General features: G+C 58.6%; 24 protein-coding genes. 11 read left to right on the plus strand and 13 right to left on the minus strand.

What is annotated here, in order from left to right:
• Positions 1-13 precede the first annotated feature (13 nt).
• Both V2S86_RS18500 and V2S86_RS18505 read left to right on the plus strand, forming a co-directional pair.
• Positions 14-1,057: a substrate-binding domain-containing protein gene (locus V2S86_RS18500; RefSeq protein ID WP_330763635.1), complete on the plus strand. Its 1,044-nt coding sequence runs from the start codon at positions 14-16 to the stop codon at positions 1,055-1,057.
• 30 nt (positions 1,058-1,087) lie between these two features.
• On the plus strand, positions 1,088-1,906 hold the full coding sequence (locus V2S86_RS18505) for a shikimate 5-dehydrogenase (protein WP_330763636.1): 819 nt from the start codon (positions 1,088-1,090) through the stop codon (positions 1,904-1,906).
• A 71-nt stretch (positions 1,907-1,977) separates the two neighbouring features.
• Here V2S86_RS18505 and exbD read toward each other — a convergent pair whose 3' ends face one another.
• Positions 1,978-2,400, minus strand: coding sequence for a TonB system transport protein ExbD (exbD, locus tag V2S86_RS18510; RefSeq protein WP_006320636.1), 423 nt, complete (start codon positions 2,398-2,400; stop codon positions 1,978-1,980).
• A gap of 3 nt (positions 2,401-2,403) precedes the next feature.
• Complete coding sequence (gene exbB / locus V2S86_RS18515) at positions 2,404-3,372, minus strand: tol-pal system-associated acyl-CoA thioesterase (RefSeq protein WP_330763637.1); 969 nt, start codon at positions 3,370-3,372, stop codon at positions 2,404-2,406.
• Positions 3,373-3,827: 455 nt separating this feature from the next.
• On the opposite strand from exbB, the gene metC reads away from it, so the two are divergent.
• Positions 3,828-5,024: a cystathionine beta-lyase gene (gene metC, locus V2S86_RS18520; protein ID WP_330763638.1), complete on the plus strand. Its 1,197-nt coding sequence runs from the start codon at positions 3,828-3,830 to the stop codon at positions 5,022-5,024.
• A gap of 155 nt (positions 5,025-5,179) precedes the next feature.
• A complete protein-coding gene (locus tag V2S86_RS18525) occupies positions 5,180-5,839 on the plus strand; it encodes a DedA family protein (protein WP_126485315.1) in 660 nt (219 codons plus the stop codon).
• On the opposite strand, the gene V2S86_RS18530 is transcribed toward V2S86_RS18525, so the two are convergent.
• Positions 5,836-6,762, minus strand: a complete 927-nt coding sequence (locus V2S86_RS18530; protein WP_330763639.1) for a LysR family transcriptional regulator — start codon at positions 6,760-6,762, stop codon at positions 5,836-5,838. The two genes, V2S86_RS18525 and V2S86_RS18530, sit on opposite strands and share 4 nt — an antisense overlap.
• A gap of 108 nt (positions 6,763-6,870) precedes the next feature.
• On the opposite strand from V2S86_RS18530, the gene V2S86_RS18535 reads away from it, so the two are divergent.
• Positions 6,871-7,899 carry a zinc-dependent alcohol dehydrogenase family protein gene (locus V2S86_RS18535; protein ID WP_330763640.1) on the plus strand — a complete coding sequence of 343 codons (1,029 nt, stop codon included), beginning with the start codon at positions 6,871-6,873 and terminating at the stop codon, positions 7,897-7,899.
• Between the two features lie 28 nt (positions 7,900-7,927).
• Here the strand turns inward: V2S86_RS18535 and V2S86_RS18540 are convergent, their stop codons facing one another.
• Positions 7,928-8,833, minus strand: a complete 906-nt coding sequence (locus V2S86_RS18540) for an AraC family transcriptional regulator (protein WP_330763641.1) — start codon at positions 8,831-8,833, stop codon at positions 7,928-7,930.
• Between the two features lie 193 nt (positions 8,834-9,026).
• Here V2S86_RS18540 and yqhD point away from each other — a divergent pair, with 193 nt between their 5' ends.
• Both yqhD and dkgA read left to right on the plus strand, forming a co-directional pair.
• Positions 9,027-10,190 carry an alcohol dehydrogenase gene (yqhD, locus tag V2S86_RS18545; RefSeq protein ID WP_330763642.1) on the plus strand — a complete coding sequence of 388 codons (1,164 nt, stop codon included), beginning with the start codon at positions 9,027-9,029 and terminating at the stop codon, positions 10,188-10,190.
• Positions 10,191-10,480: 290 nt separating this feature from the next.
• Positions 10,481-11,305: a 2,5-didehydrogluconate reductase DkgA gene (dkgA, locus tag V2S86_RS18550; protein ID WP_330763643.1), complete on the plus strand. Its 825-nt coding sequence runs from the start codon at positions 10,481-10,483 to the stop codon at positions 11,303-11,305.
• Between the two features lie 47 nt (positions 11,306-11,352).
• Here the strand turns inward: dkgA and V2S86_RS18555 are convergent, their stop codons facing one another.
• The 4 genes from V2S86_RS18555 to V2S86_RS18570 all read right to left on the minus strand — a co-directional run bounded on the left by V2S86_RS18555 (position 11,353) and on the right by V2S86_RS18570 (position 14,808).
• Complete coding sequence (locus V2S86_RS18555) at positions 11,353-12,756, minus strand: GH1 family beta-glucosidase (protein ID WP_013814603.1); 1,404 nt, start codon at positions 12,754-12,756, stop codon at positions 11,353-11,355.
• A complete protein-coding gene (locus V2S86_RS18560) occupies positions 12,753-13,082 on the minus strand; it encodes a PTS lactose/cellobiose transporter subunit IIA (protein ID WP_004948247.1) in 330 nt (109 codons plus the stop codon). Before V2S86_RS18560 ends, V2S86_RS18555 begins: the two co-directional genes overlap by 4 nt.
• Positions 13,079-14,398: a PTS sugar transporter subunit IIC gene (locus V2S86_RS18565; RefSeq protein WP_330763644.1), complete on the minus strand. Its 1,320-nt coding sequence runs from the start codon at positions 14,396-14,398 to the stop codon at positions 13,079-13,081. Before V2S86_RS18565 ends, V2S86_RS18560 begins: the two co-directional genes overlap by 4 nt.
• 104 nt (positions 14,399-14,502) lie before the next feature.
• A complete protein-coding gene (locus V2S86_RS18570; RefSeq protein WP_006320614.1) occupies positions 14,503-14,808 on the minus strand; it encodes a PTS sugar transporter subunit IIB in 306 nt (101 codons plus the stop codon).
• A gap of 266 nt (positions 14,809-15,074) precedes the next feature.
• On the opposite strand from V2S86_RS18570, the gene V2S86_RS18575 reads away from it, so the two are divergent.
• The gene (locus V2S86_RS18575; RefSeq protein ID WP_330763645.1) at positions 15,075-15,680 is read left to right on the plus strand and encodes a transglycosylase SLT domain-containing protein; all 606 of its coding nucleotides are present in this window, start codon (positions 15,075-15,077) and stop codon (positions 15,678-15,680) included.
• Positions 15,681-15,899: 219 nt separating this feature from the next.
• Here V2S86_RS18575 and V2S86_RS18580 read toward each other — a convergent pair whose 3' ends face one another.
• Positions 15,900-18,065: a YgiQ family radical SAM protein gene (locus V2S86_RS18580; RefSeq protein ID WP_330763646.1), complete on the minus strand. Its 2,166-nt coding sequence runs from the start codon at positions 18,063-18,065 to the stop codon at positions 15,900-15,902.
• Positions 18,066-18,248: 183 nt separating this feature from the next.
• Between V2S86_RS18580 and V2S86_RS18585 the strand changes: the two genes are divergently transcribed.
• The gene (locus tag V2S86_RS18585; RefSeq protein WP_330763647.1) at positions 18,249-19,145 is read left to right on the plus strand and encodes a PfkB family carbohydrate kinase; all 897 of its coding nucleotides are present in this window, start codon (positions 18,249-18,251) and stop codon (positions 19,143-19,145) included.
• 201 nt (positions 19,146-19,346) lie between these two features.
• Here the strand turns inward: V2S86_RS18585 and ftsP are convergent, their stop codons facing one another.
• From ftsP to parC, 3 genes are all read right to left on the minus strand, one after another.
• Positions 19,347-20,762, minus strand: a complete 1,416-nt coding sequence (ftsP, locus tag V2S86_RS18590; protein WP_330763648.1) for a cell division protein FtsP — start codon at positions 20,760-20,762, stop codon at positions 19,347-19,349.
• Positions 20,763-20,894: 132 nt separating this feature from the next.
• Entirely contained in the window at positions 20,895-21,632 is a 738-nt protein-coding gene (locus V2S86_RS18595) for a 1-acylglycerol-3-phosphate O-acyltransferase (RefSeq protein ID WP_330763649.1), read from the minus strand.
• Between the two features lie 233 nt (positions 21,633-21,865).
• The gene (gene parC / locus V2S86_RS18600; protein ID WP_330763650.1) at positions 21,866-24,139 is read right to left on the minus strand and encodes a DNA topoisomerase IV subunit A; all 2,274 of its coding nucleotides are present in this window, start codon (positions 24,137-24,139) and stop codon (positions 21,866-21,868) included.
• 329 nt (positions 24,140-24,468) lie between these two features.
• Here parC and V2S86_RS18605 point away from each other — a divergent pair, with 329 nt between their 5' ends.
• Together V2S86_RS18605 and V2S86_RS18610 are read left to right on the plus strand one after the other, a co-directional pair.
• On the plus strand, positions 24,469-25,050 hold the full coding sequence (locus V2S86_RS18605) for an NAD(P)H-dependent oxidoreductase (protein WP_330763651.1): 582 nt from the start codon (positions 24,469-24,471) through the stop codon (positions 25,048-25,050).
• Positions 25,051-25,087: 37 nt separating this feature from the next.
• Positions 25,088-25,396, plus strand: a complete 309-nt coding sequence (locus V2S86_RS18610) for a putative quinol monooxygenase (RefSeq protein ID WP_004948272.1) — start codon at positions 25,088-25,090, stop codon at positions 25,394-25,396.
• Between the two features lie 20 nt (positions 25,397-25,416).
• On the opposite strand, the gene V2S86_RS18615 is transcribed toward V2S86_RS18610, so the two are convergent.
• On the minus strand, positions 25,417-26,313 hold the full coding sequence (locus V2S86_RS18615) for a LysR substrate-binding domain-containing protein (protein ID WP_330763652.1): 897 nt from the start codon (positions 26,311-26,313) through the stop codon (positions 25,417-25,419).
• Positions 26,314-26,378: the final 65 nt, after the last annotated feature.

The raw sequence follows: 26,378 nt of genomic DNA on the forward strand, positions 1-26,378 counted from the left end.
CCGATGAACTCAGATGCCGTCAGTGAAAAAAAACAAACGCATAACCATCAGTGATATTGCCGCACTGGCCGGCGTGTCGAAATCGACCGCCAGCCTGGTGCTTAACGGACGCAGCAAAGAATACCGGGTGTCCGACGACACCCGCGACCGTATTCTGGCGCTGGCCGGCGAGCACCACTATCAGCCCAGCTTCCATGCACGTTCGCTGCGCTCCTCCCGCAGCCATACCCTGGGGCTGGTGGTGCCGGAAATGACCAACTACGGTTTTGCCGTGATTTCACGCGAGCTGGAAACCCTGTGCCGCGAGGCGGGTTTGCAGTTGCTGATCGCCTGTTCCGATGAAAACCCGGCGCAGGAAATGATGGCGGTGAACAGCCTGGTGCAACGCCAGGTCGACGGCCTGATTGTCGCCTCCAGCCAGCTCAGCGATGTGGAATACCAAAAGATTAACGCCGGCCTGCCGGTGGTGCAGATGGACCGCCTGATCACCGGTTCCGCGCTGCCGCTGGTGATCACCGACTCACTGACCTCGACCGCCACGTTGGTGGAAAACGTCGCGCGCCAGCATCCGGACGAATTCTATTTCCTCGGCGGCCAGCCGCGCATCTCGCCAACGCGCGATCGGTTGGCCGGTTTTCAGCTCGGCCTTGAACGCGCCGGGGTGACCTGTAAACCGGAATGGATCATCAACGGCAACTACCACCCCAGTTCCGGCTACGAGATGTTCGCCCAGCTTTGCGCGCAGCTCGGCCGGCCGCCGAAAGCGCTGTTTACCGCCGCCTGCGGCCTGCTGGAAGGCGTCCTGCGCTACCTGAATCAGCACCAGTTGATGGAAAGTGACCTGCACCTTTGCAGCTTCGACGACCACTACCTGTTCGATGGCCTGACGCTGAAAATCGACACCGTAGCCCAGGATTGCCGCGCCCTGGCCCAGCACAGTTTCGACATGGTCAGCCAGCTTATCGACGAACAGCCGCTGGCGCAGAATGCGTTATATCTGCCGGGCAGCATCCACTGGCGTCATCCCGGTTCGAAGGCGCTGCTCGGCCAGCCATAAATTCAGGTTTTCCCGCTTAAGGAGCCCATCATGAATCGTGAGATTAACAAAGATACCCAGCTGTGCATGTCGCTGGCCGGCCGCCCTGGCAACTTCGGTACCCGCTTCCATAACTATCTGTACCGGGAACTGGATCTGAACTTTATCTATAAGGCATTCACCACCCAGGATATTCAGGCAGCGGTAGGCGGCGTGCGCGCTCTGGGTATTCGCGGTTGCGCGGTCTCCATGCCGTTCAAAGAGAGCTGCATTCCCTTCCTCGATGAACTGGACGCTTCCGCCACGGCGATTGAATCGGTCAATACCATCGTCAATGACGGCGGGTTCCTGCGGGCCTATAACACCGACTATATCGCCATCGCCAAACTGCTGGCGCAGCATCAGATCCCGGCGGAAACCACTTTCGCCTTGCGCGGCAGCGGCGGCATGGCAAAGGCGGTGGCCGCCGCCCTGCGCGACGCCGGTTTCAAACGGGGACATATCATCGCCCGCAACCCGGCAGCAGGCCAGGCGCTGGCTAGCGCTTACGGTTATCAGTGGCTGGCGGAAGTCGGGGAGTTAACCGCGGATATGCTGATCAACGTGACCCCCATAGGTATGGCCGGTGGCGCGGAGGCGGAACAGCTGGCCTTTGCCCCGACAACCCTCGAAGCGGCGGAAATCGTCTTCGACGTGGTGGCGCTGCCGGCGGAAACCCCGCTGATTCGCAACGCGCGCGAGCAAGGCAAACGGGTGATCACCGGTGCGGAAGTGATTGCCTTGCAGGCGCTGGAGCAGTTCGTACTCTATACCGGCGTGCGCCCTACCGATGAGCAGATCGCCCGCGCCGCGGCGCACGCTCGCGGCTGAATTTTATCAAAGCATTGATATAGAAAAAGGGCGCCTCGGCGCCCTTCTCATTCTTAGCGATATTCGGCTCGCTACTTCGCGGCGCCTTCCATCCCCACCAGCCCCACTTTCAGGTAGCCGGCTTTACGCAACGTATCCATCACGCTCATCAGCGTTTCGTAGTCCACGGTCTTGTCCGCCTGGAAGAAGATGGTGGTCTCTTTGTTCGCCTGAGTGCGCTGATCCAGCACCGCCGTCAGTTGATCGGCGTTGACCGCTTGCTCACCCACATACAGCTGCTTATCCGCTTTCACCGACAGGAACACCGGTTTCTCCGGGCGCGGCTGCGGTTTGGCTGAAGAAGCGGGGAGATCGACGCGGATATCGACCGTTGCCAGCGGCGCGGCCACCATAAAGATGATCAACAGCACCAGCATGACGTCGATAAACGGCGTCACGTTGATTTCATGCAGTTCGCCGCTGTCGTCCAGATCTTCATTTAAGCGCATCGCCATAACTCACCCCACCCGCAGTTGGTGTGAATGCTGTGAGCGTTTGGCTTCCGCCGTCGCGGCCAGATCCAGATCGCGGCTCGACAGCAGCAGCACCTGCGCCGCCACGTCGCCAACCTGAGCGCGATGGCCGCCGATGACGCGGGCGAAGACGTTATAAATCACCACCGCCGGGATCGCGGCAACCAACCCCAACGCGGTCGCCAGCAGCGCTTCCGCAATGCCGGGCGCGACGACGGCCAGATTAGTGGTTTGCGAGTGGGCGATGCCGATAAAGCTGTTCATGATGCCCCAAACGGTGCCGAACAGGCCGACGAACGGCGAGATGGCGCCAATGGTCGCCAGGAAGCCGTTGCCACGGCCCATGTTGCGGCTGTAGCCCGCTACGCGGCGCTCAAGACGGAAAGCGGTACGTTCTTTGATGCCGTTGTTGTCGTTGGACTCCGCCGACAGTTCCAGCTCGTTTTGCGCGTCGTTCAACAACACCGCGCTGATGCTTTCTTCGGAGAAACCCTGCGCCAGTTCGCTGGCTTCATCCAGCGTACGCACATTGGCCAGCGCCAGTTGTTCGCGGCGCAGACGGCGCTTGGCGCGGAACAGTTCGCTGCCTTTGGAGAACAGAATGGTCCAGGTGACGATAGATGCCAGCACCAGGCCGATCATCACCGTTTTCACGACGATGTCCGCGTGCTGGTACATGCCCCAAACGGACAGATCCATGCCGCGGGTTTCCGGCGGTTGGATGGTGGGTTGCGGATTCACCGGAGTGAGGGTTTCAGGCGCAGCAGCAGGCGCGGCGGCCGGTGCAACGCTCTCGGTCACGGCGGGGTTTGCCGCCGGTGCAGCCTGCGCACTGCCGGCCAATCCAACCACCAATACCATCGAAGCGAACAGACCACGGCCTAACGCCTTGCCCCATTGCGCCCGGCCCTGGCCGAACGCTCCTTGATTTAAATGCTTGCCAGCCGTTTTCACGCTGTGCCTCCACCCGTTACCGAACAAAATTGAGGAATAATTCAGCGTGCGATCATATCAAACCAATCAGGGATTGATAGTAGTTCTCATTATTATTTACCAAATAGTCGGCAATATTTAAGATCTAGCGGCGCCGGAGCCGCAACATTCGCTTATTCACCGCCGGTTCGGCCCTTTACTCCCCTTTTAAAGAGTTTTTCGTTACTTTTCGCCCACAGAGGTGCAACAAACCCGCCCCGACAGCATTTATGCCTGCAGGCTGCCCGTTTGCCGACATGCGGGCCGGTTAAATGCCGTCAGGCAGAATGATGACGTGCCGGAACGCGCTCCGGCAGAGGATTATAGCCGTTTCTGTATCTGGAAGTTAAAACGTCTGGATGGCTATTATAGGTCATGTTAACCTAAGGGCTATCGCAAAATGCCAGTGAAAAGCCAGTAAAAGTGAGCCCATTCCCATGACATCAAAAAATATCGAAACCACGCTGATCGCCGCCGGGCGCAGCAAGCGCTATACCCAGGGCTCCGTTAATCCCGTCACCCAGCGCGCTTCCTCACTGGTATTTGACTCCGTTGCGGCCAAGAAACACGCCACCGCCCAACGCGCCCACGGCGAGCTATTTTACGGCCGGCGCGGCACCCTGACCCACTTCGCGTTTCAGGATGCGATGGTCGAGCTGGAAGGCGGTGCGGGCTGCGTGCTTTATCCGTGCGGCGCGGCGGCGGTATCCAACGCCATTTTGTCTTTTGTCGGCGCCGGCGACCACGTGCTGATGACCGGTTCGGTCTATGAGCCGACGCAAGATTTTTGCAGCCACATTCTTAGCCGCATGAACGTGGCGACCACCTATTTCGACCCGCTGATCGGCGCCGACATCGCCGGGCTGATTCAGCCCAATACCCGCGTGGTATTCCTCGAATCCCCCGGTTCCATCACCATGGAAATTCAGGATATTCCGGCGATGGTGCAGGCCATCCGCGCCGTAGCGCCAGAAACGGTGATCATGATCGACAATACCTGGGCGGCCGGCGTGCTGTTCAAGGCGCTGGATTTTGATATCGATATTTCGATTCAGGCCGGCACCAAATACATTATCGGCCACTCCGATTATATGCTCGGCACCGCCGTGGCCAACGAACGCTGTTGGGACCAACTGCGCGAATATTCTTACCTGATGGGCCAGATGGTGGACGCCGATACCGCCTATATGGCAAGCCGCGGCCTGCGCACGCTGGGCGTGCGCCTGAAGCAGCACGAGCAGAGCAGTATCGAAGTCGCCAACTGGCTGGCGGAACGGCCTGAGGTGGCGGTGGTCAATCACCCCGCGCTGCCTGGCTGCAAAGGCCATGAATTCTATCGCCGCGATTTCAGCGGCTGCAACGGCCTGTTCTCTTTCGTGTTGAAACAGCGGCTCAGCGACAATCAGCTGGCCGACTATCTGGATAACTTCAGCCATTTCAGCATGGCCTATTCCTGGGGGGGTTACGAATCGCTGATCCTGGCCAACCAACCGGAAGAGCTGGAGGCGATCCGTCCGGCGGGCGGCGTTGATTTCTCCGGCACGCTGGTGCGCCTTCATATCGGCCTGGAGAACGTGCAGGATCTGATCGCCGACCTCGCCGAAGGGTTCGAGCGTATCGCCAACGCACGCTGATCCGCAGCCCGCTGCACTGCCATTTTTATTCCGCTTCGTTTAATGTGTACTTAAGCTATTAGCAGTACACTAACCGGGTAATGGTCAGATAAGGTCAACACCGCCTCCTGGAGAAAGTGACCCCCGGGCGAAACCGGCATGCAACAGGACATAAAATGGATGTATTACGAGAGATTGTTCATGCGCTTTGGCAGCAGGACTTCATTGCCCTTGCCGACCCAAGCGTAATTTGGGTGGTTTATGCTGTGCTTTTCACCACGCTGTTCCTTGAAAATGGATTACTGCCGGCCTCCTTCCTGCCCGGCGACAGCCTGCTGCTGTTATCCGGCGCATTGATCGCCAAAGGCGTGATGGCTTTTATACCCACGCTGATTATTCTGACCCTCGCCGCCAGCCTCGGCTGCTGGCTCAGCTATTTGCAGGGCCGCTGGTTGGGCCATACCAGCCTGGTGAAAGGCTGGCTGCTGCAACTGCCCGCCCAATATCACCAACGCGCGCACAACCTGTTTAACCGTCACGGCCTGATGGCCCTGATGATCGGCCGCTTCCTCGGCTTCGTTCGCACCCTGCTGCCGACCATGGCCGGCATCTCCGGGCTGAACAGCGCGCGCTTTCATCTGTTCAACTGGTTAAGTGCGGTAGTTTGGGTCGGTGCCCTGGTCAGCCTCGGCTACGCTTTCAGCCAGATCCCGCTGGTGAAACGCTACGAAAGCCAGGTGATGACCGGGCTGATGATCCTGCCGCTGCTGCTGTTGCTGGTGGGTTTGCTGGGCGCCATGCTGGTCATCTGGCGCAAAAAGCGCGCCGCCGCCTAACCGACGGGCTTCGCCTCAATCAATTCCATATTGGCGGGCAACTTGCTCGCCAGTCGATCCACCGCCATGCGCACCTTCAACGGCAGATGCGGCGTCTGCGCCCACACCGCATGGGCGTCGAAAAACAGCCCCGGCCGATCTCGCATTATCCGCACCAATTCGCCTTTAATCAGTTGCCCGCGCACCAGCCAACAGGGCAGCCAGGCAATGCCGAACCCGGCGACGGCCGCATCCGCTATCGCCTGCAGGTCATCCATCTGCAAACGGGTACCCGGCATCATCTCGCGCGTCACGCCGTCCGCTTCCGGGATCAACCAGTTACGCACCACGCCGGCACGTACATAAGCCACCGCATCGTGCTGCGCCAGTTGTTCGATACTCTGCGGTTCGCCCCGGCGCTGCAAGTAAGCCGGCGCGGCGCAAAGCGCCATGCGATGGTTGCCGAGCCGCCGTGCCACCAGCCCGCTGCTGTTGGCCAACTCGCCGTTGCGGATCGCCAGGTCAAAACCGTCCTCAATCAAATCCACGACGCGATCGTTAAACGACAGTTCCAGCTCCAGCCCGGGGTGTTCGCGCGCCAGTTCGGTCAGCAGTGGCGCGATGCACATGCGGCCGAACAGCACCGGCATCGATACCCTCAACCTGCCGCTGACCTCGCGTTTGCCCGACTCCAGCAGCGTTTCCGCCGCGCGGATCTCCTCCAGCGCCCGCAGGCAACGTTCATAGAACAGCGCCCCGTCGTCGGTCAGGCTCAGGCTGCGGGTCGTGCGGTGGAACAGGCGCACGCCAAGCCGCTGTTCCAGTCTGGCGATGGTCTTCCCCACCGCCGAGCGCGAAAGATGCAGCCGGCTGGCGGCCAGCGCAAAGCTCCCCGCCCCCACTGCCGTGACAAATACCGAAATGCCGTTCAACCGATCGGTCATGGTTTGTATCTCTGAGGGAAACAATTGAAAGAAATCTTATCGCCACTGGCGAATATCAATCAACGATAATATCGACAGGTCTACTTATTTCCGACTTTGGAGTGAATCATGACCGACACAATGCAACGCTGGACGATGGCTGCCCTGGGGCGTGAACATTTGCAACTGACCGAAAGCGCAATCCCGCAGCCTGGCCCGCACGAGATCAGGGTGAAAGTGAAAGCGGTGGCGCTCAACTACCGCGACAAGCTGGTGATTGAAACCGGTATGGGGATGACGCTGCCGCAACCCTTTACCCCCGCCTCCGACATGGCCGGCGAGGTGGATGCCATCGGTGCCGGCGTCAGCCGCTTCCAGCCCGGCGATCGCGTAATCTCCACCTTCAGCCCAGGCTGGATCGACGGTCGACAGAAGCCTCACGGCGACGCGCGTACGCTGCCTTACCGCACCCTTGGCGGTTTCTATCAGGGCATGTTGGCGGAATACGTGGTGGTGCACGAAGACTGGCTGGCAGCAGCGCCCGCCTCGCTGGACGACGTACAGGCCAGCACCCTGCCCTGCGCCGGCCTGACCGCATGGTTCGCGCTGGTGGAACAGGGCCGCCTGCACGCCGGCGAATCGGTGTTGGTGCAAGGCACCGGCGGCGTGGCGCTGTTCGCGCTACAGATAGCCAAGGCGCACGGCGCTGAGGTGTACGTCACCTCGGCCAGCGATGAAAAACTGGCGCGCGCCAAAGTACTGGGTGCCGATCACGGCATTAACCGCCTGAACGGAGACTGGGTAGACGCCGTGTATGAACTGACGCAAGACAAGGGTATCGACCACGTGATTGACACCGTTGGCGGCCCCAACCTCGGCAACTCGGTTCGCGCCGTGGCGGTTCACGGGCGCATCTCGGTGATCGGCGCCCTGGAAGGCTTCGAAGTCTCTGCCCCTGCCGGCCCGCTGTTGATGAAATCGCCAGTGATTCAAGGTATTGGCGTCGGCCATCGCCGCGCGCTGGAAGATCTGGTGCGCGCCGTGGATCTCATCGGGCTGCAGCCGGTGATCGACCGGGTTTACCGCTTCGATCAACTGCCGCAGGCGCTCGATCATCTTGAGCGTGGGGCCTTCGGCAAGATCGTGCTGATCCCTTGAAGCATTGCCCGGCGGCAGGCTGCCGACGTTAACCCAGTGGGCTGTCGCGCAGTCGGGCAATTTCATCGCTCGGCGTCACGCCAAAGAAGCGTTTGAATTCGCGGCTGAACTGCGAAGCGCTCTCATAGCCGACGCGGATCGCCGCGGTGCTGGCCTTCAGGCCGTCGTGCACCATCAATAAACGCGCTTTGTGCAACCGATAAGATTTTACATATTGCAGCGGCGAGGTGTTGGTCACCGCCTTGAAGTTATGGTGAAACGCCGAGATGCTCATATTGACCTCGCCCGCCAACTGCTCCACGTTGAGGCCTTCCGCATACTGGTTCTCGATGCGCCGCAGCGCCTTGGCGATTTGACTAAAGTGCGTATGGCGGTTGACCAGCTCCTGCAGCGATGCCCCGCAGGAACCGCGCAACACGTGATAGAGGATTTCACGCACGATCTGCGGGCCCAGCACCCGGGCATCCAGCGGTTTGGCCATCACGTCCAGCAGACGCTCGGTGGCACACAGCATCTCTTCCGACAGCGTGGCCAGATTGACCCCGCTGCTTTCCCTGCGCGGCTGCATCAGATAGTCGTCATCGCCGATGTCGATCAACAGATCCTGCAGCATCTGGGTATCGATATTGACCGCCAACCCCACCAACGGCAGCTCCGGGCTGGCGAAGGTTTCGCACTCAAACGGCAGCGGCACCGACATCAGCAAATAGTTGCGCGGATCGTACTGGAACACCTTGTTGCCGCAATAACCGACCTTGTGCCCCTGAAAAACGATCACCACCCCGGGTTCATACATCACCGGTTGACGCGGGCAGTAGCGATCAACGTACAGGATCTTGACCCGCGGCACCGGCGACGGCGTATAGCCGTTGCCCTCGGCAAAGCGCGTGGCCTGGCGCGCCATGCGGCTGCGCAGTTCATCGATTTCCGTCACTGAAACACCCTCTTACACCTAGAACGATTCGGCATAAATAATAGTTTAAAACTCTATTTTTCTACAACGTTTTGTAGGAATAGGCAAGACTCGTACAGGAATGTGCATTGTGCTGCGGGGCTAAGGTACTGACAATACGCATCAGATATTTTTGCGCCGCCGGCGCTTTCCCCCTGCAGAAGAGAAATCATCCATGCAAAACTTTATTCTCCATACCCCAACCAAAATCCTGTTCGGCCAGGACCAAATTGCCGGCCTGGCACAGCAAATCCCTGCAGACGCACGCATCCTGATTACCTACGGTGGCGGCAGCGTGAAGAAAAACGGCGTGCTGGATCAAGTTTATGCCGCACTGGCCGGCCGTAACGTGCTGGAGTTCTCCGGCATCGAGCCCAACCCTACCTACGAAACGTTGATGAAAGCGGTCGACGTCGTACGTGCGGAAAACATCGATTTCCTGCTGGCGGTCGGCGGCGGTTCCGTGGTTGACGGCACCAAGTTCATTGCCGCAGCGGCCCATTATCAAGCGGACAGCGATGCCTGGCATATCCTGAAAACCGTCGGCAGCCAAATCACCGGTGCGGTGCCAATGGGCTGCGTGCTGACGCTGCCGGCCACCGGTTCTGAATCCAATAGCGGCGCAGTGATCACCCGCAAAAGCAGCGGCGACAAGCAACACTTCTTCTCGCCGCATGTGCAGCCGCTGTTCGCGGTGTTGGATCCGGTAGTGACCTACTCGCTGCCGCCGCGCCAGATCGCCAACGGCGTAGTGGATGCCTTTGTGCACACCCTGGAGCAGTACCTGACCTACCCGGTCAACGCCAAGGTGCAGGATCGTTTTGCCGAAGGCCTGCTGCTGACGCTGCTGGAAGACGGCCCGCGCGCGCTGGCCGAGCCGGAAAACTACGGAGTGCGCGCTAACGTGATGTGGAGCGCCACCATGGCGTTGAACGGCCTGATCGGCGCCGGCGTGCCGCAGGACTGGGCGACCCACATGCTGGGCCACGAGCTGACCGCGATGCACGATCTTGACCATGCGCAGACGCTGGCGATCGTTCTGCCGGCCCTGTTGACCGAGAAAAAAGCGCAAAAACGCGAAAAACTGCTGCAATACGCTGAACGCGTTTGGGGCCTGCACGACGGCAGCGAAGACAGCCGCATTGACGGCGCCATCGCCGCCACCCGCGCCTTCTTCGAGCAAATGGGCGTGCCGACCCGCATGGCAGATTACCAGCTCGACGGCAGCTCGATCCCGGCACTGCTCGACAAGCTGCATCAGCACGGCATGACCGCGTTGGGTGAACACCAGGACATCACGCTGGAAGTCAGCCAACGCATTTATGAAGCGGCGCGTTAATCGCAAACCGGCGATTTCCTGCTAGGCTTTAGTTTCTATTTGCCGTTTCTGCCCCCTGCGCCCGACCGATCACCGGGCGCAGTTCAGCGCTTTATCTGCGCTGCCGATCGTATCGCATGACATCGTCTCGTTAATCAATGGGAGAAAAACATGACCTGTATCAGACCGTGCCGCAACCGCTGAAATTTGGTTAGCAAACTCAGCAACACCCCGGTTTGCCAACTAGAATTTATTTATAGCCGTTTTCCGGTGCATGCAGCGCCGGGCAATCAGTTCACAAGGAGATGCGCATGACAACGCAACAACCCATCATCAAACTCCACGATGGTAATCTGATGCCGCAGTTGGGTCTCGGCGTTTGGCAGGCGAGTATTTCAGAGACCACCAATGCAGTGAGCAAAGCGCTGGAAATTGGTTATCGCTCGATTGATACCGCTGCGATCTACAAGAATGAGGAAGGGGTCGGCGCCGCGCTGCAATCTGCCTCGGTACCGCGCGACCAACTGTTCATTACCACCAAGCTGTGGAACGACGATCAGGGCGATCCGCAGGCCGCGCTGGAAACCAGCCTGGAAAAACTCAAACTGGACTATGTCGATCTGTATCTGATCCACTGGCCCAAACCGCAACAGGATCAGTACGTCGACGCCTGGCGCGGGTTGATCAAGCTGCGCGAACAGGGGCTGGCCAAGAGCATCGGGGTATGCAATTTCCACATTCCGCACCTGCAGCGCCTGCTGGATGAAACCGGCGTCGCACCGGTGATCAATCAGATCGAGCTGCACCCGCTGCTGCAACAGCGCCAGCTGCGCGCCTGGAACGCCACCCATCATATCGCCACCGAATCCTGGAGCCCGTTGGCACAGGGTGGCGAAGGGGTATTTGACCAGCAGGTAATCAAACACCTGGCGGATAAATACGAGAAGACCCCGGCGCAAATCGTGGTGCGCTGGCACCTGGACAGCGGCCTGATCGTGATCCCGAAATCGGTCACGCCATCGCGCATCCGTGAAAATTTCGAGGTATTCGATTTCAAACTGGATAAAGACGAACTGAGCCAAATCACCCAGTTGGATATCGGCAATCGCCTGGGGCCGGATCCCGAGTCTCTGTAATGTTACCCGGCCCTCTCCCCCAACGAGAGGGCCTTTTTATTTCCCCGCTATAACTGCTCGCCGTTGGTGGCGATCACCCGCTGATACCAGCCAAAGCTCTGCTTCTTCTTGCGCGCCAGATTGTCGTTGTGATCGACATAGACGAAACCGTATTGCTTCTGGTAGCCGTTGAGCCAGGAAAGCAGATCGATAAACGACCAGGGGTAATAGCCACGCACGTCGGCACCCTGTTCGATCGCCGCGCCGATCGCCTGAATATGATCGCGCAGATAGTCAATGCGCGGTTGATCGCGCACCTCGCCGTCGACAATCGGATCCTTGGCGCCCAGCCCGTTCTCGGTGATGTAAAGGGGAATATTGCCGTAGCGTTTGACGATGCGGCCAATCGCGTCGGTCAGCCCCTGCGGGTAAACCTCCCAATCCCAATCGGTGTAAACGCCGTTCGGGTTGCGTACCTGTTTGAACAACCCCTTAAAGCCCAGTTCGCGCCCGCTGCCCTTCTGGCCGCTGGTATTGATGGCATAGCCGTCCACGTCATCGTTATGCGCCACCATCTCACGCTTGTAGTAGTTCAGGCCGATAAAATCGACGATGTTCTGCTTGAGCAGTTCTTCGTCGCCCGGCGCGAAATACGGCACGCCAAACGCCTGCTGCGCCATCGCCAACAGCTCCGCCGGGTATTCGCCCTTCAACACCGGATCGTACAGCCAGTGGGTGAAGATCCCTTCGGCGATCTCGCAGGCGCGCCGATCCTGCGGCGAATCGCTGATCGGATCGTTAGGTTGCAGCACGTTGACGAAGCCGATCTGCCCGTCGATCCCCATTTCGCGGAAGCTTTTCACCGCCCGCGCATTGGCCAAAAACACATGGTGGCAGGCCTGGATGCCCTTTTTCGGATCGGTCAGTCTGGGCGGATGCGCGCCCGTAATGTAGCCCATGCCGATAAACACGATGGTTTCGTTGAAGGTTGACCACAACTCGACGCGATCGCCAAAGCGCTGATAGCACAGGCGGGCGTACTCATCGAAAGCGTCGACGATCTCACGCGATTCCCAACCGCCGAACTGTTCCTGCAATGCCTGCGGCAGATCCCAGTGATAGAGGGTGATCATAGGTTTGATATTGTGCTTCAGCAGTTCGTCGATCAGTTCGCTGTAGAAGCGGATCCCGGCTTCGTTCACCTCTCCGCGCCCCTGCGGCAACAGCCGCGGCCAGGAGATCGAAAATCGGTAGGTCTGCATGCCCAGCTCGGCCATCAGCGCCACGTCTTCTCGGAAGCGGTGATAATGATCGACCGCCACGTCGCCGTTGGTGCCCTGATAGGTGGTGCCGGGCAGATGGGAAAACAGATCCCAGTTGGACAGGCCCTTGCCGTCGGCATCATGGCCGCCTTCAACCTGATAAGACGCGGTCGCCGCGCCCCAGAGGAAATCCTTGGGAAATACGCTCATGCGTTTTGCACTCCATTCTGCTCCAGTAATCGATAAATTCTGACCAGCTCTTCCACCAGATCGCGCGCCAGCATGGCGTTCATGATGTGGTCCTGCGCGTGTACCATGATCAGGTTGACCGGCAGCTTGCCTTCGCCCTCGTCAAAACCGATCAGTTCAGTCTGGGTCGCGTGGGCGCGCTTCGCCGCCAACTGCGATTCCGCCAACAGAATATCTACCTGATCCCATTGGTATTTACGCGCCGCGTACAGCGCCTGCATAGCGCAGCTGCGCGCCTCGCCGGCATTGATAATCAGCTCCATTACCGCCGTTTCCATGTCGATCATTCGATCACTCCTTGCGTTTGTTCAATCGGATCCGCGTCACTCACTTCCTGCTCCAGCAGTTGCCGCTCATAGACTTTAAAGAACGGGTAATAAATCAGCGCCGATACCGCCGCCAGCAGCAGCACCAGCAGCGCTGCACGGAAATCCCAGCCGGTGGCCCAGGCTGCGCCAATCGGCGCCGGTGCGGTCCAGGGCACCACCGAGATCACCCGGCCGATCAGATCCAGTTTCACCGCCGCATAGGCGATGATCGCATTGACGATTGGCGCGGTGATAAACGGGATAAAGAAGGTGGGATTCATCACGATCGGCGTGCCGAAGATCACCGGTTCGTTGATGTTGAAACAGCTCGGCACCAGGCTCAGCTTGCCGATCGACCGCAGGTGCGCCGAACGGCTGCGCAGATAAAGCAGCACCAGCCCAAAGGTGGCGCCGGAGCCACCAATCACGATAAAGAAGGTCCAGAAAGCTTCCATAAAGATGTGCGGCAGCGGCTGGCCGGCCGCGAGCCTATCCTGGTTGATGCCCAGATTGGTCAGCCAGAACGCCTGCAGCATGCCGGAGACAATCACCGCGCCGTGAATGCCGGCAAACCACAGCAAATGGCCGATCAGTACCGCCAGCAGGATCGCCGGCAACGAGTCGGCGGCGGAAATCAGCGGCTGAAACAGCGCCATGATCGCCTGCGGCAACAACAGGCCAAACTGGTGTTGCACCAGCAGGCTGAGCGGATACAGCGTGATCACCACCGCCAGGATCGGGATCAACAGATCGAATGACTGTTTGATCTTGGCCGGCACCTGCTCCGGCAGCGAGATACCGATATTGCGTACTTTAAGGAAACGGATCAGCTCAGTGGTGTAGATCGCCACCAGAATGGCGGTGAAGATCCCCACGCCGCCCAACGCGGCGGTCGGCAGCACCTTCTCGGTCTGCGGCGCGGCAACCAGTAAAAAAGACATCAGCGCCAGCATCGCCGCCATAAAGGGATCGAGCTTATAACTCTGCGCCAGATTGTAGGCGATGGCGGCGGTAATATAGATCGACATAATGCCCATCGTCATATTAAACGGAGTAAGAATGGCGACCTGATGTTTTTCCGCAGCATTCAGCCACCATTGGGCTATTCCCCAACTGCTGTCGGCGGCAAAAGGCGGATAGGCGAAGACCAGTAAAAATGAGCCGACGATCATGAACGGCATGGCGGAAATAAAACCGTCGCGGATCGCCATAATATGACGCTGGGTCGATAATTTACCGGCAATCGGGCTGATGCGGTTTTCAATGAAATTGAATGCGGCCTGGCTGATACTCATGGTTCAACCCTCGGGACGTTTCTGAGTAATGGGGCAAAAAGCGGCTCAATCCTGGCCGGAGAGCCAGGGAAAACGGGTGCGGCACGGCTTTGGTTGTCTCGGTGTTATGCGATCATCGCCAAGGCTTCGGCCAGAATCTTATCCCCGCGCATCATGCCGTAATCCATGCTGTTAATAACCGCAATCGGCTTATTTTCCCGATCGGCGATCTTTTTAAAATCGGCCAGCTTATATTTGATTTGTGGCCCCAGCAGGCAGCATTGGTAATTAGCCAGCGTAGATTCGAATTCTTCTATGCCCACGGCAATAATATCCACCTCAATTCCCTGCTGTTCGGCAGACTTTTTCATTTTATTCACCACCATGCTGGTCGACATGCCGGCGGCGCAGCAAAGAAATATCTTTTTCATCCGATCTCCTGAGGCTAATCGCGTACAAATGATTCAGTTGAGAAATGAGTATGGTGGAAAATATGAAAAAACAGCAACCGGTTTCAGTAACCGGTTTCATCATTTAATCGGGTTATGTGAGGAAGATCCAGAATTGCCGCCAGCGATGAATTCATCATCATGGAGTACAAGAAAACAGCCATTTTTTTGCTAAAGATCTTTTACCCGGCTGACGCTATCATGACGCACCTGAGGTTACCCCCCACTCAACTAAAGCACGGAGCACCATGAAATTTTCTCTACGGCAGTGGTCACGCTTGGGCATCGTCTGCGCGATGCTGATATTGGCAGGCTGCGCCGGCAAAAAGCATCGCGTCAGTTACAATCCTCACGCCTACGACGACGCGATCGAAGATGCTGCCGATAAATACGGTGTCGACCAAAAACTGATCGCCGCGATGATTAAGGTAGAATCCGGCTTTAACCCAGAGGCGGTCAGTAAGTCCAACGCCATCGGTTTAATGCAGTTGAAAGCCGACACCGCCGGCTGCGATGCCTATCGCTACAAAGGCAAACGCGGCTGCCCGGACGACGACGATCTGCTGGATCCCGAGACCAACATCGATCTCGGTGCCGCCTATCTGGCCGTGTTGCAAAAACAGCAGCTTAGAGGGATCTACGATCCCGTGACTCTGCGTTACGCCACCATTATCGCCTACGTGAACGGCACAGGTGCGCTGTTGCGAACCTTTTCCAGCAACCGCGAGCAAGCCATCACGATGATTAACACGCTGTCGCCGGAAGCCTTTAACTGGCACGTGCGCAAATATCATCCTGCCCCGCAGGCACCGCGCCATTTGATGAAAGTAGAAGCGGCCTACGAGCAATTGTGATTTTCAAAAGCAAAAAAGGAGAACCCGGGGGTTCTCCTTCAGACGGCTGACAAAGCTTGTTATTAGGGAGAGCGTGCCGAAGGGGTCGTAACGGCCTTGGCCGTCGGAGCGCCCCTCGGTGCGCCAGGCCCGGGTATCTCGAACTTAAAGACAACTTTGTCATCAACCTCAAGGAGAACCCGAGGGTTCTCCTTTCGTTTTAAGCACCTGACTCAGCCGTTACGCTTTGCCGTTGCGGATAGGCTTGCGCGGCGGCTTGTTCGACGGCGTACGCTGCCGGGTAATGTCGGTATGCTTGGTCAGCGCCGGACGGGTATGACGCTGCAGACGTTTCGCTTCACGCTGCTCGTCGATGCTTGGCGCCGGCACCAGACACTCGCGGCGGCTGCCGATCAGGTGCTTCATGCCCATTTCTTCCAGCGCGGTGCGGATCATCGCCCAGTTAGCCGGGTCGTGATAGCGCAACAGCGCCTTGTGCAGGCGACGCTGACGATCGCCGCGCGGCACGACCACGTCTTCCGACTTATACCCCACCTTGCTCAACGGATTCTTGCCGGTGTAATACATGGTGGTGGAGTTGGCCATCGGTGAAGGATAGAAATTCTGCACCTGATCGAGGCGGAAACGGTTTTTCTTCAGCCACAGCGCCAGATTCACCATGTCCTCATCGCGGGTGCCCGGATGCGAAGAGATAAAATACGGGATCAGATACTGCTCTTTGCCCGCCAACTTCGAATAATGGTCGAACAGCTGTTTGAACCGATCGTAGCTGCCCATGCCCGGCTTCATCATTTTCGACAGCGGCCCTTCTTCGGTGTGTTCCGGGGCGATCTTCAGATACCCGCCGACGTGGTGGGTTGCCAGCTCTTTGATGTAGCGCGGATCTTCCACCGCCAGGTCATAACGGACACCGGAAGCGATCAGGATCTTCTTGACCCCCTCCAACGAACGCGCGCGGCGATACAGGTTGATGGTCGGCTCGTGGTTGGTGTCCATGTAGGTGCAGATTTCCGGATAGACGCACGAGGCGCGACGGCAGGTCTGCTCGGCGCGCGGGTTGGTGCAGCGCAGCATGTACATGTTGGCGGTCGGGCCACCCAGATCGGAGATCACGCCGGTAAAGCCTGGCACCTTGTCGCGAATCTCTTCGATTTCACGAATGATCGAATCTTCCGAGCGGCTCTGGATGATGCGCCCTTCATGCTCGGTGATCGAACAGAACGAGCAACCGCCGTAGCAACCGCGCATGATATTCACCGAGAAGCGGATCATGTCGTAGGCCGGGATGGTTTCCTTGCCGTAGGACGGATGCGGAATACGCTGGTACGGCAGGGCAAACACGCTGTCCATTTCCGGCGTGGTCAGCGGGATTGCCGGCGGGTTGATCCACACGTAACGGTCACCGTGCGACTGCATCAGCGCACGGGCGCAGCCTGGGTTGGTTTCATGGTGCAGAATTCGCGAAGTGTGCGCATACAGCACTTTGTCGGCCTTCACTTTTTCGAACGACGGCAGCAGCACGTAGGTTTTTTCCCACGGCTTTGGCTTGGCAGCGCGCACGGTGACCGGCTTGGCTTCCGGCTCCGGCGTACCGCCGTCGGCGCACGGCAGATCCTCGCCGTAAGGGTTAGGGATAGGCTCAATGCGGCCCGGCTTGTCCAGACGGGTAGAATCCACGCCGGTCCAGCCCGGCAGCGCGCCTTTACGCATCACCGCCGTGTTGCGGATGTCGTGGATCTCGCTGATTTTTTCACCGGCGGCCAGGCGGTGCGCCACTTCTACCAGCGGGCGCTCACCGTTGCCGTAGATCAGCATATCGGCTTTGGAATCCACCAGCACCGAACGGCGCACGGTATCCGACCAATAATCGTAGTGGGCGATGCGACGCAGGCTGGCTTCGATGCCGCCCAGCACGATCGGCACGTCTTTATAGGCTTCCTTGCAGCGCTGGCTGTACACCAGCGTAGCGCGATCCGGGCGTTTGCCGCCCACGTTGCCGGCGGTATAGGCATCGTCGTGGCGCAGTTTGCGATCGGCGGTGTAGCGGTTGATCATGGAATCCATGTTGCCGGCGGTGATGCCGAAGAACAGGTTCGGTTTGCCCAGTCGCATAAAGTCGTCTTTATTGCTCCAGTCCGGCTGCGCAATAATGCCCACGCGGAAGCCCTGCGCTTCCAGCATGCGGCCGATGATCGCCATGCCGAAACTCGGGTGATCGACATAGGCGTCACCACTGATAATGATCACATCGCAGCTGTCCCAGCCCAGTTGATCCATCTCTTCGCGCGACATCGGTAAAAACGGCGCGGTGCCAAAACATTCAGCCCAATAAGGCTTATAGGAAAACAATTCACGGTCGGGTTGGATCAGGCTGGTCGTGCTCATTCTGGTGCTCTTTCACAGGTTAATTAATCGCCGGGCGGCGATTATACGCACTAGTGGCAAAAAGAGCATGGTTATTTCACACATTAGTCACATCGCCAACCCGCTTGCCCCTCGACGCCGGGCGTTTGCGGCGTCATCATAGCCTATTCTGTCCGGCCCGGCGGCCGGCGGCGGAGAACATCAATGAGTGATTTTTTAGCAGTAAAACCGGTTTTGGTGCTGGGCAGCGCGATCGGTGAAATCGATCTGGGGCAACAGCGGCAGATTGGCGGCAGCGCATTTAGCGTGGCGCGCGCGCTAAGTCGTCTGCAGGTGCCGGTGGTCAATGGCATGCCGGTGGGCAACGGCGAATGGGGCGTGATGATTGAAACGGCCATGAACGCGCTTGGCTTGCCGGTGCTGCTGCGCCACGGCCAGAAGGATAACGGCCACCGCCTGACGCAACTGGAACCCAACGGCAAACGCACCCTTGTCAAGGTAGCGGGCTGCGAAACGCAGTGGAACAAGGCCCAGCTCGCCATGCTGCCGATGACGCCTGAAACGCTGATCTACATCCATGGCGACGAACTGACGGGCGAGAGCGGCGAAGCGCTGCGCGACTGGCTGACACGCTTGCCGTTCGATCAATGGCGCCTGATCGATCCCGGATCGCGCGTTGGCCTGCTGGATGCGGATTTCTTCGCCATGCTCAGCGACAGCGACACGGTACTGACGCTCAACCGCAGCGAAACGGCAACGCTGTGCGGTGAAGGCGACGCGGTCACCGCCGCACAGCGCTTTGCCGCGGCACACAATATTACGCTGATATGCCGGCTGGAGGCTGAAGGCGCATGGCTTTGCGATGGCCGTAACCCGCCGCTGAACCTTGCCGAATACCGGCTCCAGGCGGTGGATACTCTCGGTGCCGGCGACGCCCACTGCGCCGGTCTGCTGGCCGGTATCTCCGCCGGCTGGCCGCTGCCGCAGGCGGTCTGCCTGGCCAATCGCGTGGCTGCCTGCGTAGTGGCAAGCCAGGGTGCCGCAGACGTACCGGACTGGCAACAACTGCAACAACTGCAACAACGCTTTCCCGGTAACTGAAGCGCAATGGGCGCGCTACTGCGCCCATCTCCCCAGTGCTAATGAGCGCACTCAACGGGCCCGGCGTGCGGGTCTGCCCGCTGCAGCAGGCACCCTCAGCGGGTGTGTACGCCATTTGTCATGCCGAGAGCGCCACCTCGGTAGTACAGGCGTTTCTGGACATGTTGCGTGCGGCCCCTGGCGGTGCCGCACAGGGCCGGCTTAAGGCGCCGGCTGTACCATAAACTGGCCGGCGGTACCGCGATCTGCCATCTCCAGCGTCTGGCTGTAGAACAGGAACGGGAAGTGCTCCGAAGTGGACTGATTGAAGTAAACCAGCAGCTCGACGTCGCCGTCGACCCATACGGTATCCTTCCAGCCGCGATCTTCCGCCATCGGTTGTGCGCCATTGACGCGTTTCACCAGGAATTGCACGCCCTGAATGTGGAACGCCTGCGGCGTATCCGCGTGAATGTTCCAGCGCTCCCAGGTGCCCTGCTGCGTTTGCACATCGATGCGGTTCATGTCCCAGATGGCGCCGTTGATCCCAGGCTGGCTGTCGCCCAGACGGAATTCGCGGGTGCGACTGGCGCTGCCGTCCAACAGTTGATCCGCCAACAGGCGCATCGGCAAGTTATCGGTCACCAACGGCAACAGGCCGGTAGGCCGCAGCGTCAGCACCTGTGTGGAGACCAGAATGCTAGAGGGTTCAAACAGGCCGCGCAGGCGATCCATCATGCCCGCCGCTTCACCGGCGGTGATGGTCACCTCATCGCCTTTTGACATATCGATCAGCACTTCGCGGCGTTCGCCCGGCGCCAGCGAAAGTTGCTGCACCGCCACCGGCGCAGGCAGGAAGCCCTGATCGCTGGCGACAACGTTAAGCGGCCGGCCGTCACTCAGTTGCAGCATGTAGCGGCGCGAGTTGGAGGCATTGAGCAGGCGCAGACGTACCCAGCCGCGTGAAACCTCGACGTAGGGATTTTGCACGCCGTTGACCAGCAGCGTATCACCGACAAAACCGCCCTGCGACGGCGGATCGTATTCCGGCGTACCGAAATTATCCAACCGCTTGTCCTGAATGATCAGCGGGAAGTCGTCAACGCCGTAGTGGTTCGGCAACGGCAGCGCTTTGCTGACCTCATCCTCAACCAGCCACAGCCCGGTCAGGCCATTGTAAACGTGCGGTGCCATGCGGTTCGGCGTGCTGGCGTGATACCAGCAGGTGGCCGCGCTCTGGCGAATAGGCAACACCGGCGACCAGTCAACGTTAGGCGACATCATGCGCGGCGCGCCGCCCATCAAGGTGCCGGGCACCTGCAGGCCGCTGATGGTCATCGCCACCGGCTCCGGCAGACGGTTGCTGTAGATCAGCTTGACGTCGTCCCCGTTATAAACCCGAACCGTCGGCCCAAGATACATGCCGTTAATGCCCCATACCGATGCCTTGCGGTTATCCATAAACGCCCAGTGGGCACGCTGCAAGGTTAAAAACAGCGGCTGACCGCGGCGGGATTCCAGCAGCGGAGGAATGGGTAATGGCGTCTGCGTTCCGCTCGCCTCAGCCCTCAGCGGCACGGCTCCCGCGCACAGCGCCAAGCCCGATGCCTGAATAAACTGACGTCGACTGAGTGACATATTTTCTCCATGAAAAGCAATGACTAAACTCTGGGCAAAGACCGGGCCCCTGTTAATCAGATTAGCAGGAGCCCAGGCGTTAACGGCATCAGGCGCCGTTTAAAAATTCATTCTTTGAAGCCGGTTGGAATATTATTTTCCGGCCGCGTTGCGCTGGGCGACTTCTTCGTCCAACTCGGCGATTTTCGCCAGCATCAGCTCATGGCAATGAGCCGCCAGCTCGCGCACATTTTCTCTGCCGTAATGGCTGATGTCGATCGGCTCCAGTATTTCTACGATCGCATGGCCATTATTCCAACGGTTGAGATTAATTTTACCGCTGGTGGTAGAAACGCAGATAGGCACAATCGGCACCCCTGCGGCAATCGCCGCGTGGAATGCGCCGGTTTTAAACGGCATCAACCCGCGCCCACGGCTGCGGGTGCCTTCAGGAAACATCCAGATCGAAATGTCTTTCTTCTGGAACTGTTCGGCTACCTGAGCAATGGTGCCGTGCGCTTTGGCGCGATTATCCCTATCAATCAGCAGGTTACCGGTCAGCCAATACAGCGGGCCAAAAAAGGGAACCCACAACAGGCTCTTTTTACCGACGGTCACGGTTCGCGGCTGCACGGCTTTGGCGGCCGTCACCATATCGTAGTTATTCTGGTGATTGGCGATATAAATGCAATTGCCGTTTTTGGCTGCATCGGCCGGTACGCGGACTTCTACTTTCAGCCCGAATAACCCGGACAGGCGGCCAAACAGGTGGCCGAACGTCGCCACATGGCGGGGATCGCGGGGACGGAATAATAAACAGTAAATAGAACCGAAAATGCACACCAGAAGACAATATAGAGTGGCGAGCACGGCACGTAAAATTAATAACATAACAACCTCATTAGCACACTGCCGACGCAGCCTGAAGCGCTGCGCAGATCCCTTTACTCATTCTTTGATTGCAGAGTCCGAAAACCTCACCTGCATTTTTTTCTATTTTCCCGCCAGCCGACGATACGCACAATAATTTTATGCAGGGAAATGTTAACTATTTGAAAATAATTGCCGGTGGCAGGAAATAAAGCGGGCGCAGCATGCTGCGCCCGTTTGTTATGCCGTCAGGTTTACTCTTCGCTGTCGCCCGCAGGCACACGCGCCGGCGCATCGATCTCTACGCGATCGATCCGCTGCAGGCCACGCGGCAGTGAGGTACCTTTACGGCCGCGCTCAGCACGGAATTTCTGCAAATCTTCCGGACGCAGCGTCAGCTTGCGTTTACCCACATGCAAGGTCACGGAAGTTTGCGGCGGCAACACGAACAGCCACGCCAGTTTGTCTTCACCGGAAGCGGCCTGCGCCGCCGGGATGGAAACAATCTTGTTGCCCTTGCCCTTCGACAGCTGCGGCAAATCGGCAACCGGGAACAGCAACATGCGCCCGGCGGCGGTGATCGACAGCAACATGTCGTCGTCGCCGTGGATTTCCATCGGCGCCAGCGCTTTGGCGTTATCCGGCAGGGTGATCATCGCCTTACCGGCACGGTTGCGCGCCACCAGATCGTTGAAGGTACAGACGAAACCGTAACCGGCGTCAGAGGCCATCAGCAGTTTCTGATCGTCCGCCGCCATCAGCACTTGTTCGATAGTGGCGCCCGGCGGTGGCGTCAGCTTGCCGGTTAACGGCTCGCCCTGCCCGCGCGCCGAAGGCAGCGTCAGCGGATCGAGCGCGTAGCTGCGCCCGGTGGAGTCGATAAACACCACCGGCTGGTTGGTTTTGCCGCGCGCCGCGCTGCGGTAGCTGTCGCCGGCCTTGTAGCTCAGGCCGCTGGGATCGATATCGTGGCCCTTGGCGCTGCGTACCCAGCCCATTTCCGACAGGACGATGGTCACCGGCTCAGACGGCACGAAATCGTGCTCGCTCATTGCCTTGGCTTCCGCACGCTCGGTAATCGGCGAGCGGCGATCGTCGCCATAGGCCTGCGCATCGGCCTGGATCTCTTTTTTGATCAGGGTGTTCAGCTTGCGTTCAGAAGCCAGCAATGCCTGCAGGTGATCGCGCTCTTTGGCCAGCTCATCCTGCTCGCCGCGGATCTTGAACTCTTCCAGCTTCGCCAAATGGCGCAGTTTCAGCTCGAGGATCGCTTCCGCCTGAGTGTCGGAAATGCCGAAACGCTGCATCAGCACCGGCTTGGGTTCGTCCTCGCTGCGGATGATGTGGATCACTTCATCAATATTGAGGAACGCCACCAGCAAACCTTCCAGGATATGCAGGCGTTTCAGCACTTTTTCCAGACGGTAATTCAGGCGGCGGCGCACCGTGTCGCGGCGGAATGCCAGCCATTCGGTAAGGATTTCAACCAACCCTTTGACCTGCGGGCGGTTGTCCAGACCGATCATGTTCATATTGATGCGGTAGCTGCGTTCCAGATCGGTGGTGGCGAACAGATGGTTCATCACCTGATCCAGATCGATACGGTTGGAGCGCGGTACAATCACCAGCCGCGTCGGGTTCTCGTGATCGGATTCGTCACGCAGATCCTCCACCATCGGCAGCTTTTTGGCGCGCATCTGGCTGGCGATCTGCTCCAGCACCTTGGCGCCGGAAACCTGGTGCGGCAAGGCGGTGATCACCGCGCTGCCGTCTTCTTTTTTCCATACGGCGCGCATGCGCACCGAACCGCGGCCGTTTTGATAAATTTTACGGATTTCATCGCGCGGCGTAATGATTTCGGCTTCGGTCGGGAAGTCCGGGCCCTGCACGAACTCGAGCAACTCTTCGAGCCCTGCGCCGGGTTTGTCGATCAGCGCCACCACGGCGGCAGCCACTTCGCGCACGTTGTGCGGCGGGATGTCGGTCGCCATGCCGACGGCAATGCCGGTGGTGCCATTGAGCAGGATGTTGGGCAAGCGCGCCGGCAACATCTTCGGCTCCTGCATGGTTCCGTCAAAATTCGGCACCCAGTCAACGGTGCCCTGACCCAATTCGGCCAGCAGCACTTCCGCATATTTGGACAGGCGAGATTCGGTATAACGCATCGCCGCGAAGGATTTCGGATCGTCCGGTGCCCCCCAGTTCCCCTGGCCGTCTACCAGCGGATAGCGGTAAGAGAACGGCTGCGCCATCAGCACCATAGCTTCATAGCAGGCGCTGTCGCCGTGCGGATGGTATTTACCCAGCACGTCACCCACGGTACGGGCGGATTTTTTGAATTTGGCGCTGTTGTTCAGCCCCAGTTCGGACATGGCGTAGACAATGCGGCGTTGTACCGGCTTTAGACCGTCGCCAATGTACGGCAACGCCCGATCCATGATGACGTACATGGAATAGTTCAGATAGGCGTTTTCAGTGAATGTGTGCAGCGGTAAACGCTCTACACCGTCATGAGTCAGATCACTCATTACTCAATTATCCTCAGACCGTGGCTTGGCAATCCCTGGACGACAAAGCAAAGGGTATAGCTTGTCGATTCTGTCGGCGATAGTAACCCATCAGCAGGGTAGCTGTCACAGTTGGCGCAGCAATCCCCCAGGGAAGCCGATTCAACTGCCGATTTTATGCAAAAATTCATTGTCTGCCGGTAGGTTTGTTGACTGAGAGTCAACACTGTTGTGCGCTGGATCCCATTTTTACCGGCATAGCTAACGATTACACTCCCCGTCAACGAAATGTTTTCTGCGCCAAAACGCGGAAAGCCCCCCTATTTCAACTCTGACAGGAGCCGCGAAAAATGAGCAATATCCTGATTATCAATGCCAAAAAGCAATTCGGTCATTCTAATGGCGAACTCAACCAAACGCTGAGCGACGTGGCGGAAAGCTACCTGCGCGACGTGAAACACGATGTACAGGTGACCGTGGTTGACGACGGCTATGACATCGAAGCCGAAGTGCAGAAATACCTGTGGGCCGACGTGGTGATTTATCAGATGCCGGGCTGGTGGATGGGCGAACCCTGGATCCTGAAAAAATACATCGATGAAGTGTTCACCGCCGGGCACGGCAGCCTGTACGCCAGCGACGGTCGCACCCGCGCGGACGCCGGCAAGAAATACGGCTCCGGCGGCCTGATTCAGGGCAAGAAATACCTGCTGAGCCTGACCTGGAACGCGCCGCTGGAGGCCTTTACCGATCCGCAGCAATTCTTCCACGGCGTCGGCGTTGACGGCGTTTATCTGCACTTCCACAAAGCCAACCAGTTCCTGGGCATGGACGCGTTGCCGACCTTTATCTGTAATGACGTGATTAAACAACCTGATATCGACAGCGATATCGCACGTTATCGCGCGCACCTGGCAGAAATTTTTGCTTAACTAAGACCGCTTAAGCGCATAAATCAATGAGGTTGTGATGATCACCGTAATTGCAGAAATCAAGACCAAGCCGGGCCACCGTGAAACGGTGCTGAAAGCGATCGAAAAACTGATCCCGTTGGTACTGGCGGAAGAGGGTTGCGGCGAATATACGCCGATGATCGACAGCCATACTCAGGCACCGTGGCAGAAACTGTCGCCGGACTCGGTGTTTATGCTGGAAAAATGGGAAAGCCAGGCGCACCTGGAAAAACATCTGGATATCGCGCATATGCACAAGCATCGCGACACCATCAAAGACAGCGTGGTTGGCGTGACCATTCACGTGCTGGGTAACGCGCTGTAATACCCGGGGCCGCTTAGCCTCTATAGCGTCTGCGCGTCGATATGCGCGCTGACGTAGTCCAGAAAACAGGTAATACGCGCCGCCAGCTGGGTATTGCGGTAATACACCGCATTAATCGGCTGGCGCACGTCCAGCGTATCCTGCTCCAGCAGTTGCACCAACCGCCCGCTTTGCCGATCGTCGCGCGTCATGAAATCCGCCAACTGCACTATTCCTTCGCCACGTAACGCCAGTTGCCTCAGCGTTTCACCGCTGGATGCCGAGAGGGTCGGCGTAATGGCGAAATGCGGCGCCTGCGGGTTGCGCAGCGGCCACAGATTGAGTGATTCCGGTTGGCTAAAGCCGAGCAGGCAGTGGTCGCGCAGCGCTTCCACGCTGTTTGGGGTACCGTAACGCTCAAGGTAATCCGGGCTGGCGAGAATGCGCAAACGGCTGGCCCCCAGCAGGCGCGCATGAATGGTTGAGTCGCGCAGTGTGCCGATGCGAATGGCGATATCGGTGCGCTTCTCCAGCAGATCGATGATCAGGTTGTCGGTATTCAACTCCAGCTCGATCTGCGGGTAACCTTGGCGGAACCCCGCCACCAGCGGCACGATCACGTGTTCCATAAAAGGGGCGGCGGCGTTGACCCGCAATTTGCCGGCCGGGATCAGCCTGCGCAGCGCCATCTGCTCCTCGGCGTTTTCCACCGAACTGATAATGTCGCGTGCATGGCCAAGAAAGCTTTGGCCTTCTTCGGTCAGCTCAAGCCGGCGCGTGGTGCGGCGCATCAGGGTGGTGTCGAGTTTCTTTTCCAGACGACTGAGCGCGCGGCTAATACCGGACGTGGTCTGGCCGAGCTGCTCAGCGGCGGAGGTAATGGAGCCGCTGTCGACCACCGAGGTAAACGCCAGCAATTCTTCGAGGGTGATTTTCATGCATTCCGCCCAGAGTGGTCGGGTGCGGCTTGCCGCGCCCCTGCGGGAAGAAGGCCCGACGGAGA

It is taken from the genome of Serratia sp. C2(1) (genome assembly GCF_036352655.1).
Classification (GTDB): Bacteria; Pseudomonadota; Gammaproteobacteria; order Enterobacterales; family Enterobacteriaceae; genus Serratia; species Serratia inhibens.

Excerpts from the sequence above, each read along its gene's own strand:
- V2S86_RS18605 (WP_330763651.1), top strand. The coding sequence starts at position 24,469 with ATGAGCAATATCCTGATTATCAATGCCAAAAAGCAATTCGGTCATTCT.
- V2S86_RS18560 (WP_004948247.1), bottom strand. The coding sequence starts at position 13,082 with ATGATCGACATGGAAACGGCGGTAATGGAGCTGATTATCAATGCCGGC.
- V2S86_RS18575 (WP_330763645.1), top strand. The coding sequence starts at position 15,075 with ATGAAATTTTCTCTACGGCAGTGGTCACGCTTGGGCATCGTCTGCGCG.
- V2S86_RS18585 (WP_330763647.1), top strand. The coding sequence starts at position 18,249 with ATGAGTGATTTTTTAGCAGTAAAACCGGTTTTGGTGCTGGGCAGCGCG.
- V2S86_RS18505 (WP_330763636.1), top strand. The coding sequence starts at position 1,088 with ATGAATCGTGAGATTAACAAAGATACCCAGCTGTGCATGTCGCTGGCC.
- V2S86_RS18565 (WP_330763644.1), bottom strand. The coding sequence starts at position 14,398 with ATGAGTATCAGCCAGGCCGCATTCAATTTCATTGAAAACCGCATCAGC.
- metC (WP_330763638.1), top strand. The coding sequence starts at position 3,828 with ATGACATCAAAAAATATCGAAACCACGCTGATCGCCGCCGGGCGCAGC.
- dkgA (WP_330763643.1), top strand. The coding sequence starts at position 10,481 with ATGACAACGCAACAACCCATCATCAAACTCCACGATGGTAATCTGATG.
- V2S86_RS18530 (WP_330763639.1), bottom strand. The coding sequence starts at position 6,762 with ATGACCGATCGGTTGAACGGCATTTCGGTATTTGTCACGGCAGTGGGG.
- ftsP (WP_330763648.1), bottom strand. The coding sequence starts at position 20,762 with ATGTCACTCAGTCGACGTCAGTTTATTCAGGCATCGGGCTTGGCGCTG.
- parC (WP_330763650.1), bottom strand. The coding sequence starts at position 24,139 with ATGAGTGATCTGACTCATGACGGTGTAGAGCGTTTACCGCTGCACACA.
- V2S86_RS18535 (WP_330763640.1), top strand. The coding sequence starts at position 6,871 with ATGACCGACACAATGCAACGCTGGACGATGGCTGCCCTGGGGCGTGAA.
- exbD (WP_006320636.1), bottom strand. The coding sequence starts at position 2,400 with ATGGCGATGCGCTTAAATGAAGATCTGGACGACAGCGGCGAACTGCAT.
- V2S86_RS18500 (WP_330763635.1), top strand. The coding sequence starts at position 14 with ATGCCGTCAGTGAAAAAAAACAAACGCATAACCATCAGTGATATTGCC.
- V2S86_RS18615 (WP_330763652.1), bottom strand. The coding sequence starts at position 26,313 with ATGAAAATCACCCTCGAAGAATTGCTGGCGTTTACCTCGGTGGTCGAC.
- yqhD (WP_330763642.1), top strand. The coding sequence starts at position 9,027 with ATGCAAAACTTTATTCTCCATACCCCAACCAAAATCCTGTTCGGCCAG.
- V2S86_RS18525 (WP_126485315.1), top strand. The coding sequence starts at position 5,180 with ATGGATGTATTACGAGAGATTGTTCATGCGCTTTGGCAGCAGGACTTC.
- V2S86_RS18610 (WP_004948272.1), top strand. The coding sequence starts at position 25,088 with ATGATCACCGTAATTGCAGAAATCAAGACCAAGCCGGGCCACCGTGAA.
- V2S86_RS18555 (WP_013814603.1), bottom strand. The coding sequence starts at position 12,756 with ATGAGCGTATTTCCCAAGGATTTCCTCTGGGGCGCGGCGACCGCGTCT.
- V2S86_RS18580 (WP_330763646.1), bottom strand. The coding sequence starts at position 18,065 with ATGAGCACGACCAGCCTGATCCAACCCGACCGTGAATTGTTTTCCTAT.
- V2S86_RS18570 (WP_006320614.1), bottom strand. The coding sequence starts at position 14,808 with ATGAAAAAGATATTTCTTTGCTGCGCCGCCGGCATGTCGACCAGCATG.
- V2S86_RS18595 (WP_330763649.1), bottom strand. The coding sequence starts at position 21,632 with ATGTTATTAATTTTACGTGCCGTGCTCGCCACTCTATATTGTCTTCTG.